The sequence below is a fragment of the Streptomyces prunicolor genome, from assembly GCF_045162825.1.
In the GTDB taxonomy this organism is placed as follows: domain Bacteria; phylum Actinomycetota; class Actinomycetes; order Streptomycetales; family Streptomycetaceae; genus Streptomyces; species Streptomyces prunicolor.
This window is the reverse complement of the sequence record NZ_CP108676.1, coordinates 5,897,618-5,913,424: the sequence shown is the minus strand read 5'-3', so window position 1 is coordinate 5,913,424 and position 15,807 is coordinate 5,897,618. Positions and strand designations below refer to the sequence as shown.

The following is a 15,807-nucleotide window of genomic DNA, read 5'->3' as shown; positions in this document are numbered from 1 at the left end:
GACCGGAAAGGGCCGCTCCGGCCGTGGACAGTGCCTCCGTGGACCCCACCAGTTCCTCCGTGGACCCCAGTTCCTCCGTGGACCCCAGTGTCGCCGTGGACCTCAGTGTCGTCGTGCCCGCCTACAACGAGGAGCGGCGGCTCGGGCCCACGCTCGACGCGATCACCACATACCTGGGCGACAACGAGGGCCGCTTCGGCGACTGGGAGATCATCGTCGCCGACGACGGCTCCGACGACGGGACCCGCGAGGTCGTCACCTCCCGCGCCGATCCGCGCGTGCAGTTGGTCACCAGCCCCCGCAACCGTGGCAAGGGCCACGCCCTGCGCCTCGGCGTCGCCGCCTCGCGCGGGCACCGCGTGCTGGTCACCGACGCCGATCTGGCCGCGCCCATCGAGGAGTTGGAGAAGCTCGACAAGGAGCTGAGCGAGGGCCGTGCGGCGGCGATCGGCTCCCGTGCCGCGCCGGGCGCAACGATAGAGAGCCACCAGCACCCGGTCCGCGAACTCCTGGGCCGCGCGGGCAACTTGCTCATACGCCAGGCCGCGGTGCCCGGCATACGCGACACCCAGTGCGGCTTCAAGCTCTTCGAGGGCGACCGCGCCCGCGAGGCCTTCGCCGCCTCCCGTATCAACGGCTGGGGCATCGACGTAGAGGTCCTCCAGCACTTCCGCCGCGCGGACTGGGAGGTCACCGAGGTCCCGGTGCGCTGGGCCCACCAGTCCGGCTCGAAGGTACGACCCCTGGACTACGCCCGGGTCCTCACCGAACTCGCCCGCCTCCGCGCCCGCTCCCTGCGCCCGGTCGACATCCTGGTCGTCGTCCTCTTCCTCCTCATGTCGGTCGGCCTCTACTCGGGCCGCCTCTTCGACCCGAACCACCGCTACCTGGCCGACTCGCTCCAGGACCAGAACCAGTGGGAGTGGTTCTTCGCGGTCACGGCCGACAACGTCGCCCACTTCCACAACCCGTTCTTCTCCAACCTCCAGGGCTTCCCCGACGGCGTGAACCTCATGGCCAACACGGTCATGCTGGGCCTGTCGGTCCCCTTCGCGCCGCTGACCCTGCTGGCCGGCCCCGCGGTCTCGCTCAGCGTCTGCATGGCGCTCGGCCTCGCGGCCACGGCCGCCGCCTGGTACTGGCTGATCGTGAAGCGCGTCGTACGGCAACGGGCCGCGGCCTTCGTCGGCGCCTCGCTCGCGGCCTTCGCCCCGCCGATGGTCAGCCACGCCAACGCGCACCCGAACTTCGTCATCCTCTTCATGATCCCGCTGATCATCGACCGCGCCCTGCGCCTGTGCGCGGGCACGCGAGTGCTCCGCGACGGCATCGTCCTCGGCGTGATGGCGGCCTACCAGATCTTCCTCGGCGAGGAGCCGCTGCTCCTGGCGTCGATCGGCATGGTCCTGTTCGCCGCGTCCTACGGAGTCCTCAACAGGGAGGTCGTACGGGCGTCCTGGCGCCCGCTCCTCAAGGGCCTGGGCATCGCGGCGGCGGTCTGCGCCCCGATCATCCTGATCCCCCTCTGGTATCAGTTCGTAGGGCCGCAGAGCTACAAGAGCGTCCTACACGGAGACAACGCCGGCAACAGCCCACTGGCCCTCCTCTCCTTCGCCGAACGCTCCCTGATCGCGGGCAACGAGGTCCGCGCGAACTCCCTCTCCCTCAACCCCACCGAGCAGAACGCCTTCTACGGCTGGCCGCTCGTCCTCCTCGCCTTCGCGATCGTCGTACGCCTGTGGGAGCACGCCCTCGTCAAGGCACTCGCCTTCACGGCGATCGCGGCGGCGATCCTCTCCATGGGCCCCAAAATCCGCATCCCCCTCACGGACACGATCTACCCGGGCCCGTGGGCCCTGCTCGCCCACAAGCCGCTCTTCGAGTCGGTGATCGAGGGCCGGGTGGCGATGATCTGCGCACCGGCGCTGGGCATGATGCTGGCGATCGCGGTGGAGAAGCTGGCGGCGACGCGACAGATCGGCACGCAGTACGTGGGCCTGCTGGCCGTGTGCATGGCCCTGATCCCGATCATCCCCGCGCCCCTGAAGGCAGTTGACCGGGCGGCGGTACCGGCCTTCTTCACGGACGGCACCTACAAGTCGTACGTCCGCGCCGGCGAATCCATCGTCCCGGTCCCGCTCGCCGACCCCGGCGCCGCGGAGCCCCTGCACTGGCAAACAGCCTCCGGCCTCGGCTTCAAGATGCCGGGCGGCTACTTCAACGGCCCCTACGGCGACGACCGCATCGGCATCTACGGCGCCTCGCCCCGCTTCACTTCCAACATGCTGCGTGACGTGCGCTACACCGGCGTCATCCCCACCATCGGCAAGAACTGGCAGGCACAGGCCAGGACCGACTTCGCGTTCTGGCACGCGGGCGCCCTGGTGGTCGCTCCACAGCCCAACGACGACAAGCTCCGCACCGCTGTGGAAAAGCTGGTGGGCCGACCCGGTAAGTGGGTGGACGGCGTGTGGGTATGGGACCTGCACGAGGGGAGCTGACCCGGGCCGCACCGACTACTCTTCCCCCTACTCTTGCCTGACCACCATGCGAACACCACGCTGCGCAGCGAGTAACCGAGGAGCCCCTTTTGGCCTGTGACCTGTGGCTGGTCCCGCTCGTCGACGTGTTGTGCCACACCCCCGACAATCCGTTCGCCGAGGAGCTCGCGCTCTACAACTCGCTGCTGGCCGAGGCAGGACTGCCTCCGGTGCCGGTGTACCAGTACATGCCGGGCCTGTCCGGCGAGGTCGCCCCGGTCGCGGGCTTCGACTACGACGCGCTGCACTTCCTGCGCCGGGCCTACCTCCTCCAGGTCTGCGGTCTCCCGGTGACGCCGGTCGACGAACTGGGCGGCGACTACGAACAACTCCTGGAGATGTTCGAGACGACGGCCCAGCAGTCCCACCTGGTCTGGCACTACGACCACGCGGGCGCCTACGTCCCGGTCGACTTCCCGCACCCCCTCGCGAACGACGAACTCCTCGCAGGCGGCGGCCCATTGGGCTCCTCCCAAACCCTCCTCCGCGAGCTGGAGTTCGTCGCCCCGACGATCGGCATCGACCCGACGAACCCACCGGCGGCACCCCAAGCCCCCTCCGCTCCCACGGAGTTGGAGGAACCGGCCGTAGCGGCGCCGTACGACCCCAGCCCGTTCGCGCGAGAACGCCACGTCTGGCTGGGCCTGCACGCGGCGGCGACGCGGAGCCTGGCCCAGGGCTCGATGATCGTGTTCAGCTAGCGGTTTCGGTCGGCGGTGCGGGAGTTGTCCTCGGCCGCCGCCGCCATGTCCTGCGTACCGATGACGCCGAGCAGTTCGAGCTGGGCGGCGCCCTCGGTGCCGGGCGGGGCGGTGAACCACAGGAGGCGCTGACGGCCGTCCTCGCTGAACAGGCTGTGGCAGTCCAGCTCGATGACGCCCAGCGCGGGGTGCACGATCCGCTTGTGATCGGTGCGGCGCAGACCCACGTCGTGGGTGTCCCAGAGGGTGGCGAACTCCGCGCTGCGTTGCCGCAGCGCGGCGGTCATCCCGGCGACCTCGCTGTCACGGCTCCGGCGGGCGGCCACCGCGTGCAGGTCGGCGACGAAGACGCGTGAGTGGTGCGGATGATCCTCGGGCGGGTAGACCGCACGGGAGTCCGGATCGGTGAACCACCGGTACGCGAACCCGGTGGCCGGGCCGCGCGGCTCCGGCGCCCTGCCGAGCAGCGCCACCGCCAACTCGTTCTGTACGAGGGTCTCGTGCAGGTCGGTGATGACCTGGGCCGGGGTGGTGGCCAGCCGGTCCAACAGCCCGAGCAGGGCGGGCTGTACGTGCCGCGCGCCCGTGCCCCGCGCCGACTCGGGCAGCGGCCGGTCGGCGAGGTGGAACAGGTGGTCGCGCTGGTCACCGCCGAGCCGCAGCGCGCGGGCGAGGGCGGCCAGGGTCTGGGCGGATGGCTGAGCGCCACGCCCCCGCTCCAGCTCGGTGTAGTAGTCGGCGGACAGCCCCGCCAGCTGCGCGACCTCCTCGCGCCGCAGACCGGGCACCCGGCGCCGGGGCCCGACAGGCAGCCCGACATCGGCCGGCCGGACCCGGTCACGCCGGGACTTGAGGAACGCCGCGAGTTCGGGAAGGTTCACCCACTCATCGTCTCCTCTCCACGGGGTCCGAGCCAGGGGCCGCCAACCCCTGGGTGGGCTCAGCCCTGGCCGGGCGGGCGCCGCGGACGCAGGGTTGCCTCATACCCACACGGTCCCACCAGCACGAGAAATGAGAACACCATGCCTTTCGCGAACTTCAAGGTCCCTGCCGGCGCCCTCACCACGGAGCAGAAGGAGCAGATCATCACGCGTACGACGGACTTGTACGCCGAGATCTTCGGCGACGGCGCCCGCGCCACCACGCTCGTCCTGGTGGAGGAAGTCGCCGACGCGGGCTGGGGCATCGGCGGCGGCGTCCTGACCCTCGCCAAGATCCAGGGGACACCGCAGGAGTGAGCGCCTAGCGAATCTTGGAGAGCCCCTGCGCGACTTCCTCCGGGTTCATCACCGGGGTGTACGTCAACTCCGCACCCAGGTTCAGGAAGAACGGCTCGCTGATCGACGGAATGTCGGAGGGGTCCTCCAGATCGAAGAACAGGTAGGCGGTCCGCTTCCCGCCGTCCGCGGTGAAGTAGGCGGCCTCGGGCTTGATCTGCTCCAGGGACTCCTCCATGAGCTTCCCGAGAGTCCCGTTGCGGATGGCCTCGTTCCCCTTCTCCGTGTCCATGGACGCTTTCAGCATCATGCGCATCGCAGTCACCTTCTCCTGGTCGGCGTGCGCGGGGTGGACACATTCAGGATATGCCTGGACAAAGGGGGCGGCCCGGTGAGGGCGCCCCCTTTCCGTTCACCGCTGGTACGGCAACCGGATCGTCCGCACGAGAGGCATGTCCGCGTACGCGTCAGGGTCGACGGTCACGACATGCCGCCCGTCGGGCCAGTCGACAGTCGGCCGGGACAGATGGACCGCATGACCGAGCCGCCACTCCACCCCGTCACGCAGCAGCGCACCTACGGTGGACGCCCCCGAGAAGTCCAACTCGACGATCTCCACGGCGGGCAGAGACCCGATGCGCTCGGCGAGCCCCTTCCGCATACCGTCGGCGGCGGCCAGGCACAGCGCGGGAACGTAGACGTGCCGGGTGGGCCCGTGCTCGGTGTTCGCGACGAACTGCGAGGCGAGCGAGTTCCCCGAACCGAGCGCCAGCAGGGCTGACTCGTCGAAGACGACGCCGGTCGACCCGGCCTTCGCCCCGCTCACAGACTGCCCACGGGCCGGCCGGCCTCAAGGTCCTGCCAGACCTTCTCCGCCCGGTCATGATCCTCGTCGGTGAGCGTCACCCCGAAGTGCGTCTCGCAGTACGCCTTGGTCTCCTCGTACCGCTTCCGCAGCTCCTCCTGCGTGGGCGTGGCCCCCGCCAGCTCGGCGATGAGATCGCGCATGGTCATCCCACGCTCACGCGCCAGCACCATGAGGCGGTCACGGACAGCGGGGGCGACCTTGACAGTGGTGTCAGCCATAACGAAAGTATACTGCCGGTATACCGTATCGGCACTGTCGAGCAATGCGGTCATCGCACACCCTTCGGTTGGGTAGGCCCGTCCACACGGGGGCGCGGTCGGGAGTCCGGGATGCTCGTCAGTCCTGGGGCTGCAGGGCGGTCCGTAGCAACAGCGTGTGGACGAAGTGGTCCGGGGCCGTCGGGCGGTAGCGCCAACTCAGGGGCCAGGTCTGGCCATTGAGGGCCGGTACCGGGATGTACGACATGTGGTTCGGGCCGGCGGTGAGGCGGGTTACTCCGGGTGGCCAGGGGCGGTGGGACGTGCTGCCGACCGGGACCAGGAAGTAGACGGCCCTGTTGCCCGCCGCCTCTTCTACGACTGGACCCGGCGCCCCTCCTGTCATGCGCGCGAGCCTGTCCGCGAGGTCTCTGCCCTCGTCGCCGTCCACCCGTACCGCGTCGAACTGGACTCCCGCCTTGCGGAGTTGGATGCCGGTTGCGGGGATCCATTTCAGGTCACTTTGCGTATCCATGCGGATAGTTTCGGCGGGTCCGGCTAGCGTCTTCCATAACTCTGCGTCGACTGTCCGCGACGGTTGGACACGGGCGCGGAGTGTTGGTGACCGGTTGAGTTCGGTTGAGTCCGGGGGTGACCGCGATGGCGCGGACGGAGAACAAGTCGGAGGCGGGCGGTGCGGCGCATGTCGTCGCCGCCCTGGCGAAAGCGCTGCGTGAGCAACAGGGGCTCACGCAGACCGAGTTGGGCAAGACGATCGGTTACACCGGGTCGGCGATCAGCGCGATGGAGACCTGCGCGCAGCCCGCCAGCGATGACATGCTCGTCAAGCTGGAGGAGACGGTCGGGGCCGGGCTCGGGGTCTTCGACAAGGCACGCAAGTGGATGCTGCTGGAGAAGTACCCGGTCCGGTTCCGTGGGTTCGCGGAGATCGAGGCGGGGGCCATCACGATCTCGTCGTACGAGACGCTGGTCGTCGACGGCCTGTTCCAGACCGAGGCCTACGCGCGGGCGTTGATCGGCGGCGGCTATCCGCCAGTGTCCGAGCAGAAGCGGGAGGAACTCGTCGAGGCGCGGCTGGCCCGCAGGAAACTCTTCGACCGGGACCCGGCCCCGATGATCGAGCTGATCGTCGAAGAGGGCGTACTGAGGCGGCCGTTCGGCAGCTGGGACGTGCAGCGGGAGCAGTTGCGCTCGCTCGCTGAAGACGCGCAACGGGACAATGTGTGTGTTCAGGTGCTGCCGCTGGATCGCGGACTGCGCGGAACGTACGCGGGCGACCGTGGCGCCATGAAGCTCGTGGTGACCAAGGACCACGAGCACGTCGTCTACATGGAGATCGAGGACCAGGGCATCCTGGTCAGCGATCCGCCGGAAGTGTCCCAACTGACGCACCGCTATGCGAAGATCCGCGCACAGGCTCTGAGCCCCGACGACTCCCTGAGCCTCATCGAGCGGTTGGCAGGAGAAGAGAGATGAGCGGCACCCGCGCCCTGCGGTGGTTCAAGTCCAGCTACAGCGACAGCGGTGGCGGGAACTGCGTCGAAGTCGCCTACGACTGGCGCAAGTCCTCGTACAGCGACGGCGGCGGCGGGAACTGCGTCGAGATCGCCGCCTGCCCCCATACCATCCACATCCGCGACTCCAAGAATCCGGGCGGCGGGATCGTCACCGTCTCCGATGCGGCCTGGTGCACCTTCCTCGCCTCCCCCCACCCCTCCCCCGAAAAAGTGTGACACTTTCGGGGAAACTGACACACTTTTCCAAGACACCTACCTCCCCCCGCGCCAAGCTGCTCACATGAACAGCTCACAGCGGGTGCAGGAACCGCCCGGAATGGCCACCGTGTACCGCGCGACTCTGGACGCGCTGGCCGCGCGGGGGCCCCGGCGCACGGGCATCACCCACATCGCACAGCTGGCCGGCACCAACCGTCCGTTCTTCTACCGGAATTGGGCCTCTCCCGACGCACTCCTCCGCGATGCCACGATGCAGGAACTGAAACGTCTGCTGCACCTGGCCCGGGAAGTACCCGGCCCGTTGCCGCCACCGCGGTGTCTTGGAGTGCGCAGGGTGGTGCGGGCGGCCCGGCTGCTGCGGGAGCATCCGGTCGTCGCGGCGATGGCGCGGACCGAACCGGCGTTGACGTACGCCGCCGTCCTCCGTCCGGACACCCTGTGGCACCGGACGGCCCAGCACTGGCTGACCGAGCATGTGACCGCACATCTGCCCAGCGGCACCGAGCAGGACACGGCCACGCTCGCCGTGCTCACCACGGCAATGCCGTACGCACTCATCCCGCCGGAGGAGTCACCCGACACCGCAGCTGAACGTGCGGCTGTCGACGGGCGGTTGAGCCAAGCACTGCACGCCTGCCTCGGCCTGCCGCTCACCTGCCCCGACTGACCCGGCTGACCCGCGGGTCAGTGATCTACAGGTCCTGGAAGAGCCAGAGGGACAACGTCAGCACCGCGATGCCGCGTACCGCGACCAGCGCCAGGTTCGCACCGTGCAGTCGGACCACTCGAAGCCACAGGGTCCACGTCACCGGCAGTGACAGCACGACCGTGAGGAGCAGTGCCACCGGGGCAGGGTCGGCGTACAGGGCGTCGCGGTGGGCCCACAGCAGGTAGGTCCACCACGCGGCGGACGTCGCGGTGAGGAGCGACTCGGCCCAGAGTCCGACCAGTTCCTCACCCAGTGGCTTCAGCACAGGCTCGTCCCCCCGGCGATCAGCATCAGCGTCCCGGCCGCGGCGCCGAAGAACAGCCGTAGAACCACAGCCGACCCGTCGCCGTAGAGGCCCACGGAGACGAACACGGCGAGCGCTCCCTCCAGAAACAGGAGCGCCGCCAGGGAAAACCGTCTTCGACAGGACGTGGACGGAACCTAATGAATGTCCGGTGTGAAGAGGCCGCGAAGTTGATCATTCACAGCAACTCACAGGAATCGGCAGCCTAGAAGACCGCCGTCCCCGCCTGCGTCAGCTTCCAGTTGACCGCCGCGAAGTCCGCCGGGTCCAGCGCGCCCTTCGCCGTGACGTAGGCGATCATCAGGTCGCGGACCTGGTCGGTCGCGCTGTAGACGGTCTCCGCCGACGCGATGTGCGGGTAGCCGGAGCCGCCGTTCGCGCGGTAGTTGTTGACCGCGACGACGAAGACCTGGTCGTCCGTGACCGCCGTGCCGTTGTAGGTGAGGTTCTTGATCCGCGAACCCTCGGCCTGGGCGATGTCGATGTCGTAGGAGACGCCCGCCGCGACGTCGTACATGTAGTCCCAGAAGCTGTTGGCGTTCGTCAGGGTCGCGGTGTCGACCTTCGTGCCCGCCGGCACCTGGTGGTAGTACTTCGCCGCGTACTCCAGGTAGTCCTTGAGCTGGGCGCCCGTGAGCTTCTTGCCGTAGAGGGTGTTGTCGTAGATGTAGAGACCGGCGATGTCCTTGATCGTGACCGAACCCTTGGGGATGTCGGCCGTGCGGCTGAAGGGGGCCGCGACCGAGATCAGCGGGAGGGCCGCGTCGGCCGTCGAGAGGCCCGCCTTCACCGAGTCCATCTGCACCTGCTGGATGAAGTCCATGATCGGCACGTCCTTCCAGCAGGACTCCGCCGCCGAGAGGTCCTCGGTGCAGGTGCCGACGGACGTGTTGACGTACTTCACGACCAACTCGTGGTCGGCTTCCAGGAGTTTCTTGATCTCCGGGTCCTCGTCCACCGTGTTGGGGTTGAGGGTCTGGGCCGTCTTGCTGGTGATCTTCCACTGGCCGCGGACGAGTTCGAGCTCGAAGTCGAAGACGCTCAGGCGGTAGCCCCAGCAGTACGGCTCGGAGAGGAGGACGTCGTCGCCGGTCTCCTCGTTCTTCACCGTGTACGACGGGACCTCGACGTGGGTGTGGCCCACGAGGATCGCGTCGATGCCGGGGACCTGCTCGGCGACGAGGTTGGAGGCGTTCTCGACGTACGGGAGCTCGTCGCCGTAGGACGAACTGCCGTCCAGGCCCGAGTGGTCGGTGAGGAAGACGACGTCGCAGCCGAGCGCGCGCAGGCGCGGGACGTACTTCTTGGCCTGCTCGACCAGGCCCGGGAAGACCATCTTGCCGCTGACGTTGTCCTTGTCCCACAGGGCGATGCCCGGGTTGGTGAGGCCGAGGATGCCGACCTTGATGTCGGGGGCGCCGGGGACGCGGATCTTCTTCACGGTGTACGGGGCGAAGGCGGGGCGCAGGGTCTTCGCGTCCAGCGCGTTGGCGCCGAGCAGCGGGAAGTGACACTGCTGCTCAAACTTGCGCAGGGTGTCGATGCCGTAGTTGAACTCGTGGTTGCCGAGGGCGGCGGCGTCGTAGCGCATGTGGTTCATGGCGGTGGCCATCGGGTGCTTGGAACCGCTCGTGATGGGGTCCACGCGCGCGAAGTAGTAGCCCAGCGAGGTGCCCTGGATGATGTCACCGGCGTCGACGAGGAGGACGTGCCCCTCGCCCTTCGCCTTGCGCTGCTGCTTGATGAGGGTGGCGACGCGGGCGACGCCGACGGAGTTGCCCTTGGCGTCGGAGTAGGCCTTGTCCAGGTAGTAGTCCCAGTCGAAGACGTGGCTGTGCAGGTCGGTCGTGCCCAGGATGGAGAACGACCAGGTCTTCGGCTTCGGCTTGGGATGGGGCTTGGGGTGACGGTCGGCGGCCTCGGCCGGGGTCACCGCCGCCGTTCCCGCTACGGCCGCGACAGCGCCGGTGACGGCGGTCTTCTGCACGAACTCACGGCGATTCATGGGATTGACGGGCATTCAGGACTCCTGGAAGGGCGCAGAGAGCGGGTGTGGCGAGCGGGGCGCGGCGGGCTACCCGCGTAGATGCTGGCCTCCACCTGTTACCGGCGTAACCACGGACAGCCCAAGGGCCGGTCAAGGTTTCCCAAGACCGGCCCAAGTACCTCAATCGACCGCGGCTACGGCAGCCGCTCCGACCGCAACTCCAACCGCCGCCCTAGATGAACGAGTTGATCTCGATCGTCTCCGTGCGGCCCGGACCGACACCGATCGCGGAGATCGGTGCGCCGGACATCTCCTCCAGCGCCTTCACGTACGCCTGCGCGTTCTTGGGGAGGTCCGCGAAGGTCTTGGCCTTCGTGATGTCCTCGCTCCAGCCGGGCAGGGTCTCGTAGATCGGCTTCGCGTGGTGGAAGTCGCTCTGCGAGTACGGGAGTTCCTCGACGCGCTTGCCGTCGATCTCGTACGCCACGCAGACCGGGATCTCCTCCCAGCCGGTGAGGACGTCGAGCTTGGTGAGGAAGAAGTCGGTCAGGCCGTTCACGCGGGTCGCGTAGCGGGCGATGACCGCGTCGAACCAGCCGCAGCGCCGGTCACGGCCGGTGGTGACGCCCCGCTCGCCGCCGATGCGGCGCAGCGCGTCGCCGTCCGCGTCGAAGAGTTCCGTGGGGAACGGGCCCGAGCCGACACGGGTCGTGTAGGCCTTCAGGATGCCGATGACCCGGCTGATCTTCGTCGGGCCGACACCGGAGCCGGTGCAGGCACCGCCCGCGGTCGGGTTCGACGACGTCACGAAGGGATACGTGCCGTGGTCGATGTCCAGGAGGGTGCCCTGGCCGCCCTCGAAGAGGACCACCTTGTCGTCGTCCAGCGCCTTGTTGAGGAGGAGGACCGTGTCGGCGACGTACGGCTTGAGGCGGTCCGCGTAGGACAGCAGCTCCTCCACCACCTGCTCGATGGCGATCGCGCGGCGGTTGTAGAGCTTGGTGAGCATCTGGTTCTTGACGTCGAGGGCCGCCTCGACCTTCTGGGTCAGGATCGACTCGTCGTAGAGGTCCTGGACCCGGATACCGACGCGGTTGATCTTGTCCGCGTAGGTCGGGCCGATACCGCGGCCGGTGGTGCCGATCTTCCGCGTTCCGAGGAAGCGTTCGGTCACCTTGTCCACCGTCACGTTGTAAGGCGTGATGATGTGAGCGTTGCCGCTGATCAGGAGCTTGGACGTGTCGACGCCGCGCTCGTTCAGCCCGTTCAGCTCGGAGAACAGGACCGACGGGTCGACGACGACACCGTTGCCGATGACCGGAGTGCACTCCGGTGTGAGGATCCCGGAAGGGAGCAGGTGAAGGGCGTACTTCTGATCGCCCACGACTACCGTGTGGCCGGCGTTGTTGCCGCCCTGGTAGCGCACCACATAGTCGACTGACCCACCTAGCAGGTCCGTCGCCTTTCCCTTGCCTTCGTCACCCCACTGAGCACCGAGCAGCACAAGTGCGGGCACGCGCGTACACCCCTTCCGGGCGGGGCATGTCCAAGGTCAGAGACGTACGCGACACAGCGTGTGCCTCGTACGCCAGCGACCCTCGTCGGCCGCAACCCGTCGGACCGGATGCCCCGGAATAGACGAAGCCCCTGGCGCAATAGCGCAAGGGGCTCTTGCACAAAGATGCTACCCGAGGAAGCGAGGCATGGCCGAGGTGGCGACTTTCGCGACTTCAGATCAGCTGCTGATCGTCATCGATCCGGCCGCCCGGCGCACCGACGCGGAGTCCGTCCGCATCGCGAAAGACGTGCTCAGCGCGGGTGCGGCGACAAAGGTGTGCCTGCCGGAGGGGCCCGAGGAATTCGCCCGGGTACTGGCCCGGCGGGGTTCGCGACGGCCGGTGGTCGTCGGCGACGACCGGGCGCTGATGCGCGCGGTGTCCCTGTTGCACCGCCAGCGGGAGCTGGCCGGATGTGCGCTGTCGATGGTGCCGGTGGGGGGTGGGCTGTCCCTGGCGGGGGCGCTGGGGGTGCCTACGGGGGCGGTGGCGGCCGCGCGGGCGGTGCTCGACGGGGTCGTACGGCGGATGGATCTTCTGGTGGACGACAGCGACGGGGTGGTGCTCGGCGCCTTGCGGATTCCGTCGCTTCCTCCGATGCGGGAGGCTCCGCCGGTCGACCAGGAGGACGCGGTGACGGCGTCGTCCTCGTCCGGCTCCGGCTTCGGTTCTGGTTCTGGTTCCGGGCACGCGTCATGGCTGCGGACATGTCAGTCGCTGGTACGGACGCTGGTGCCGGTGCGGCCCTCGCGGGAGCCGCTCACCGGTGTGACCCGGCTCGCTCCGGCGCGGCTGCGGGTCGAGGTGGACGGGGTGACGCTGGTGGACCTGGACCAGCCCGTGGAGGGGATCTCCGTGACGCCCGGGGCGTCGGGGTTCGCCGAGGTGGAGGTGCGGCCGGTGTCGGTGGGGGCGGAGGCTTCGCCCTTGTCCGCGCGGGGGCGGACGGTCACCGTGTCCGGGGCGGATTTCCGGTACCGGGCGGATGCGGTGGTGAGCGGACCGGTGCGGACACGGACGTGGGTGGTGCGGGAGGGGGCTTGGGGGCTTACGTTGCCGGTGGCTTAGGGGGCTGGAAGCCGGTGGTGTCGAGGGGGCAGTCAAAAGGCTCGGGGATGTGGAGCTTCTCCCCGAAGGGCTTGGTGAAGCGGGCCTCGTATCCCTTGGCAGACGGCGACCCGAAGACGATGGCCTGCTGCTCCTGCATGTCGAGGACCAGGTAGACCGGGACGCCGGCCTTGCCGTAGGTCTCGACCTTGTCGGTGAGGTCGACCGCCCGGGTGGAGGGGGAGGTGAGCTCAGCGACGAAGGAGAGGGCTTCGCCGTCCAGGTGGTTACTCGTATGCCGGCTGACGCTCCGGTGCGCTGCATGAACGTCTGGGCCGTAGGCGCGCTCGGAGCCCGGAAACACGTACAGGAACGGATTGGCACTGATCCGATGTCCTTCGGGGAGGTGTGGCCGCAATTGCTCGCACACCAGCTCCAGGACGTCGAAGTAGTAGGCCTTCGACCACGGCGCCACGACGATGTTCCCCCTGATGATCTCGGCCTTGTAGCCGTCGGGCACATGCAGCTCGTCGAGGAGGTCCAAGAGCTCCTCGAAGCCGCCGCTGGGCTCAGTGCCGCTCATCACCGGTCGCTCTGCCATGAGTGTCATGATGCGCCCTCCCTTCGATGCGGACCAGCCGCAACTCAGAGTAGTCGCTCACTTACTTCCATGTGATCGGATTCATCCTTCAACCCCACCCCCGTGATCTCCAACTCCCTTGCCCTGCCCATCAACCCCGCCAACTTCCCCGCCGCCGTCTCATACGTCAGCCCAAGCGGCGGGCGGATGTTGGACAGGCAGTTGCGGTCCGCGTCCGTCGTAACCCCGGGCTTCGGCCGGTACGTCAGATACGCCCCCAACGAATCCGCCGCCGACATCCCAGGCCGCTCCCCGACGAAAACTACGACCATCGTCGCGCCCATCGCCGAGGCCACGTCGTCGCCGAGGGCAACCCGCGCCTGCTCCGCCAACACCACCGGAGCCACCCGCCACGCCGTCGGCAGCAACGCCGTCGTCGCTCGGACCATCGCCGCGCCGTGTTCGTGGACCGCCCGGCTGGAGAGGCCGTCCGCCACCACGAACACCACGTCCCACTCCCCCACCGGCAGGTGTGCGCGGTCCGCCGGGTCCAACCGGCGGCCCAGGTCCGGGCGTTGGAGGTAGGTGAGGCGGTCGGGGGCCGCGCTGCGGACCCGTACCGTCGGTTCGCCCCGCAACGCCTCCGCCACCACGTCCGGTTCGAACGGGGAGTGGACCGCGTCCCTCGCCGCCGCGTGCGCCGCCTGCAACTCCAGGCGGTGGTGGGTCGGGAGGCCGGTGCCCGCCCGGCCCAGGCCGATCCTCGCCTGGGTGTGTCGGCGCAGACTTGGCCACAAGTCCCGGTCCACCGAAGCCACTTGACTGGTCGTCATGCCGCCAGTTCCCTTCCGATCGCCGTCAACGGGTGAGTCGTACCGGACACGTCCCTGATCTCGCCGCCCTCGCCCAGCAGGCCGATCGAGCCGAGCCAGGCCTCGAACTCCGGTGCCGGGCGCAGCCCGAGGACCTCGCGGAGGTACAACGCGTCGTGGTACGAGGCGGATTGGTAGTTGAGCATGATGTCGTCGCCGCCCGGGGTGCAGATCACGAAGGACGCGCCGGCCACGCCGAGCATGGTGAGCATCGTGGCGATGTCGTCGTCGTCCGCGTCGGCGTGGTTGGTGTAGCAGATGTCCAGGCCCATCGGGAGGCCCAGCACCTTGCCGCAGAAGTGGTCCTCCAGGGCCGCGCGGAGGATCTGGCGGCCGTCGTACAGGTACTCCGGGCCGATGAAGCCCACCACCGTGTTCACGAGGAGCGGGTCGTAGCGGCGGGCGACCGCGTACGCCCGTGCCTCCACCGTCTGCTGGTCGACGCCGTGGTGCGCGTCCGCCGAAAGGGCGCTGCCCTGGCCCGTCTCGAAGTACATGACGTTCGAACCGACCGTGCCCCGGCCCAGCCCCCGCGCCGCCTCGTACGCCTCGTCCAGCAGCCCCAGCGTGACGCCGAAGGACGCGTTCGCCGCCTGGGTGCCCGCGATGGACTGGAAGACGAGGTCCACGGGAGCGCCGGACGCCATCAGGTCCATGCTCGTGGTGACGTGGGACAGGACGCAGGACTGGGTGGGGATGGCGTACCGCTGGATCACGCCGTCCAGCAGTTCCAGCAGATCCCGCACCGCCTTCGGGCTGTCCGTCGCCGGGTTGATGCCGATCACCGCGTCGCCGGAGCCGAGGAGTAGTCCGTCGAGGAGGGCCGCGGCGACTCCGGCCGGGTCGTCGGTGGGGTGGTTCGGCTGGAGGCGGGTGGCCAGGCGCCCCGGCAGACCGATCGTCGAGCGGAAGGCCGTCACCACCCGCACCTTCCGCGCGACCGCGACCAGGTCCGCGTTGCCCATCAGCTTCGACACCGCCGCGACCATCTCCGGCGTCAACCCAGGCGCTACGGCGGCCAGTTCACCGGCATCCGCCGCCAGCAGCCACTCCCGGAACCCGCCCACCGTCATACCGGCCACCGCCGCGAACGCACCCGTGTCGTGCGTGTCGAGAATCAACCGCGTCACGTCATCGGTCTCGTACGGGATCACCGGCTCGGCGAGGAACGCGGTCAGCGGTACGTCCGCCAGCGCCCAGCGCGCCGCCACCCGCTCCTGGGCGGACGAGGCCGCCAGCCCCGCCAGCCGGTCGCCGGAACGCTCCGGACTCGCGGCGGCGAGCAGGCGCGCGAGGGAGCCGAAGCGGTAGCGGTGGCCGCCGAGGGTGGAGGTGTACGTACTCATGTCGGCGACCGTACGAGGCGCGTGTTGCCCCCAGATTTCCTCAGATTTCTAAAGGTCTGGTTGACAAACATTTAACGTCCCGCAGTCCTTTCCCGACTCATTTGGCCTACAGAGTTCCGGTTCGAA

General features: G+C 68.6%; 18 protein-coding genes. 7 read left to right on the top strand and 11 right to left on the bottom strand.

What is annotated here, in order from left to right; genetic code table 11:
* Window positions 1-38 precede the first annotated feature (38 nt).
* Both OG588_RS27305 and OG588_RS27300 read left to right on the top strand, forming a co-directional pair.
* Complete coding sequence (locus OG588_RS27305) at window positions 39-2,501, top strand: dolichyl-phosphate beta-glucosyltransferase (RefSeq protein WP_405949602.1); 2,463 nt, start codon at window positions 39-41, stop codon at window positions 2,499-2,501.
* Between the two features lie 89 nt (window positions 2,502-2,590).
* Window positions 2,591-3,241, top strand: coding sequence for a hypothetical protein (locus tag OG588_RS27300; protein ID WP_266859994.1), 651 nt, complete (start codon window positions 2,591-2,593; stop codon window positions 3,239-3,241).
* Here the strand turns inward: OG588_RS27300 and OG588_RS27295 are convergent.
* A complete protein-coding gene (locus OG588_RS27295) occupies window positions 3,238-4,122 on the bottom strand; it encodes a helix-turn-helix domain-containing protein (protein ID WP_405949601.1) in 885 nt (294 codons plus the stop codon). The genes OG588_RS27300 and OG588_RS27295 overlap by 4 nt on opposite strands.
* 141 nt (window positions 4,123-4,263) lie before the next feature.
* Here OG588_RS27295 and OG588_RS27290 point away from each other — a divergent pair, with 141 nt between their 5' ends.
* Window positions 4,264-4,479: a 4-oxalocrotonate tautomerase family protein gene (locus OG588_RS27290; protein WP_405949600.1), complete on the top strand. Its 216-nt coding sequence runs from the start codon at window positions 4,264-4,266 to the stop codon at window positions 4,477-4,479.
* A 4-nt stretch (window positions 4,480-4,483) separates the two neighbouring features.
* Here the strand turns inward: OG588_RS27290 and OG588_RS27285 are convergent, their stop codons facing one another.
* From OG588_RS27285 to OG588_RS27270, 4 genes are all read right to left on the bottom strand, one after another.
* Window positions 4,484-4,774, bottom strand: a complete 291-nt coding sequence (locus OG588_RS27285) for a hypothetical protein (protein WP_405949599.1) — start codon at window positions 4,772-4,774, stop codon at window positions 4,484-4,486.
* 96 nt (window positions 4,775-4,870) lie between these two features.
* Window positions 4,871-5,284, bottom strand: a complete 414-nt coding sequence (locus OG588_RS27280; protein WP_405949598.1) for a hypothetical protein — start codon at window positions 5,282-5,284, stop codon at window positions 4,871-4,873.
* Window positions 5,281-5,544 carry a hypothetical protein gene (locus OG588_RS27275; protein ID WP_405949597.1) on the bottom strand — a complete coding sequence of 88 codons (264 nt, stop codon included), beginning with the start codon at window positions 5,542-5,544 and terminating at the stop codon, window positions 5,281-5,283. The genes OG588_RS27280 and OG588_RS27275 overlap by 4 nt, the downstream gene beginning before the upstream one ends.
* Before the next feature lie 118 nt (window positions 5,545-5,662).
* A complete protein-coding gene (locus OG588_RS27270) occupies window positions 5,663-6,058 on the bottom strand; it encodes a hypothetical protein (protein ID WP_405949596.1) in 396 nt (131 codons plus the stop codon).
* Window positions 6,059-6,174: 116 nt separating this feature from the next.
* Here OG588_RS27270 and OG588_RS27265 point away from each other — a divergent pair, with 116 nt between their 5' ends.
* The 3 genes from OG588_RS27265 to OG588_RS27255 all read left to right on the top strand — a co-directional run bounded on the left by OG588_RS27265 (window position 6,175) and on the right by OG588_RS27255 (window position 7,947).
* The gene (locus OG588_RS27265) at window positions 6,175-7,020 is read left to right on the top strand and encodes a helix-turn-helix transcriptional regulator (RefSeq protein WP_405949595.1); all 846 of its coding nucleotides are present in this window, start codon (window positions 6,175-6,177) and stop codon (window positions 7,018-7,020) included.
* Complete coding sequence (locus OG588_RS27260; RefSeq protein WP_405949594.1) at window positions 7,017-7,277, top strand: DUF397 domain-containing protein; 261 nt, start codon at window positions 7,017-7,019, stop codon at window positions 7,275-7,277. The genes OG588_RS27265 and OG588_RS27260 overlap by 4 nt, the downstream gene beginning before the upstream one ends.
* 64 nt (window positions 7,278-7,341) lie before the next feature.
* Complete coding sequence (locus OG588_RS27255) at window positions 7,342-7,947, top strand: TetR/AcrR family transcriptional regulator (RefSeq protein WP_405949593.1); 606 nt, start codon at window positions 7,342-7,344, stop codon at window positions 7,945-7,947.
* A gap of 25 nt (window positions 7,948-7,972) precedes the next feature.
* Here OG588_RS27255 and OG588_RS27250 read toward each other — a convergent pair whose 3' ends face one another.
* The 3 genes from OG588_RS27250 to OG588_RS27240 form a co-directional block, all read right to left on the bottom strand.
* Complete coding sequence (locus OG588_RS27250) at window positions 7,973-8,254, bottom strand: hypothetical protein (RefSeq protein ID WP_405949592.1); 282 nt, start codon at window positions 8,252-8,254, stop codon at window positions 7,973-7,975.
* Between the two features lie 244 nt (window positions 8,255-8,498).
* Complete coding sequence (locus OG588_RS27245) at window positions 8,499-10,313, bottom strand: bifunctional metallophosphatase/5'-nucleotidase (RefSeq protein ID WP_405949591.1); 1,815 nt, start codon at window positions 10,311-10,313, stop codon at window positions 8,499-8,501.
* A 199-nt stretch (window positions 10,314-10,512) separates the two neighbouring features.
* On the bottom strand, window positions 10,513-11,796 hold the full coding sequence (locus tag OG588_RS27240; RefSeq protein ID WP_366099002.1) for an adenylosuccinate synthase: 1,284 nt from the start codon (window positions 11,794-11,796) through the stop codon (window positions 10,513-10,515).
* A gap of 187 nt (window positions 11,797-11,983) precedes the next feature.
* On the opposite strand from OG588_RS27240, the gene OG588_RS27235 reads away from it, so the two are divergent.
* Window positions 11,984-12,904, top strand: coding sequence for a diacylglycerol kinase (locus OG588_RS27235; protein WP_405949590.1), 921 nt, complete (start codon window positions 11,984-11,986; stop codon window positions 12,902-12,904).
* On the opposite strand, the gene OG588_RS27230 is transcribed toward OG588_RS27235, so the two are convergent.
* Genes OG588_RS27230 through OG588_RS27220 form a run of 3 tightly spaced genes read right to left on the bottom strand, consistent with a single transcriptional unit; the run spans window position 12,885 to window position 15,681 of the window.
* Window positions 12,885-13,493, bottom strand: a complete 609-nt coding sequence (locus tag OG588_RS27230) for a Uma2 family endonuclease (protein WP_405949589.1) — start codon at window positions 13,491-13,493, stop codon at window positions 12,885-12,887. The two genes, OG588_RS27235 and OG588_RS27230, sit on opposite strands and share 20 nt — an antisense overlap.
* A gap of 35 nt (window positions 13,494-13,528) precedes the next feature.
* The gene (eutC, locus tag OG588_RS27225; RefSeq protein WP_405949588.1) at window positions 13,529-14,296 is read right to left on the bottom strand and encodes an ethanolamine ammonia-lyase subunit EutC; all 768 of its coding nucleotides are present in this window, start codon (window positions 14,294-14,296) and stop codon (window positions 13,529-13,531) included.
* Window positions 14,293-15,681 (bottom strand): ethanolamine ammonia-lyase subunit EutB, encoded by a 1,389-nt coding sequence (locus OG588_RS27220; RefSeq protein ID WP_405949587.1) that lies wholly within the window; start codon window positions 15,679-15,681, stop codon window positions 14,293-14,295. The genes eutC and OG588_RS27220 overlap by 4 nt, the downstream gene beginning before the upstream one ends.
* Window positions 15,682-15,807: the final 126 nt, after the last annotated feature.

What these genes read in the sequence shown, in the direction of transcription:
- OG588_RS27290 (WP_405949600.1), top strand. Translation starts at nt 4,264, where the DNA reads ATGCCTTTCGCGAACTTCAAGGTCCCTGCCGGCGCCCTCACCACGGAG.
- OG588_RS27285 (WP_405949599.1), bottom strand. Translation starts at nt 4,774, where the DNA reads ATGCGCATGATGCTGAAAGCGTCCATGGACACGGAGAAGGGGAACGAG.
- OG588_RS27275 (WP_405949597.1), bottom strand. Translation starts at nt 5,544, where the DNA reads ATGGCTGACACCACTGTCAAGGTCGCCCCCGCTGTCCGTGACCGCCTC.
- OG588_RS27270 (WP_405949596.1), bottom strand. Translation starts at nt 6,058, where the DNA reads ATGGATACGCAAAGTGACCTGAAATGGATCCCCGCAACCGGCATCCAA.
- OG588_RS27260 (WP_405949594.1), top strand. Translation starts at nt 7,017, where the DNA reads ATGAGCGGCACCCGCGCCCTGCGGTGGTTCAAGTCCAGCTACAGCGAC.
- OG588_RS27255 (WP_405949593.1), top strand. Translation starts at nt 7,342, where the DNA reads ATGAACAGCTCACAGCGGGTGCAGGAACCGCCCGGAATGGCCACCGTG.
- OG588_RS27245 (WP_405949591.1), bottom strand. Translation starts at nt 10,313, where the DNA reads ATGCCCGTCAATCCCATGAATCGCCGTGAGTTCGTGCAGAAGACCGCC.
- OG588_RS27235 (WP_405949590.1), top strand. Translation starts at nt 11,984, where the DNA reads ATGGCCGAGGTGGCGACTTTCGCGACTTCAGATCAGCTGCTGATCGTC.
- OG588_RS27230 (WP_405949589.1), bottom strand. Translation starts at nt 13,493, where the DNA reads ATGACACTCATGGCAGAGCGACCGGTGATGAGCGGCACTGAGCCCAGC.
- eutC (WP_405949588.1), bottom strand. Translation starts at nt 14,296, where the DNA reads ATGACGACCAGTCAAGTGGCTTCGGTGGACCGGGACTTGTGGCCAAGT.
- OG588_RS27220 (WP_405949587.1), bottom strand. Translation starts at nt 15,681, where the DNA reads ATGAGTACGTACACCTCCACCCTCGGCGGCCACCGCTACCGCTTCGGC.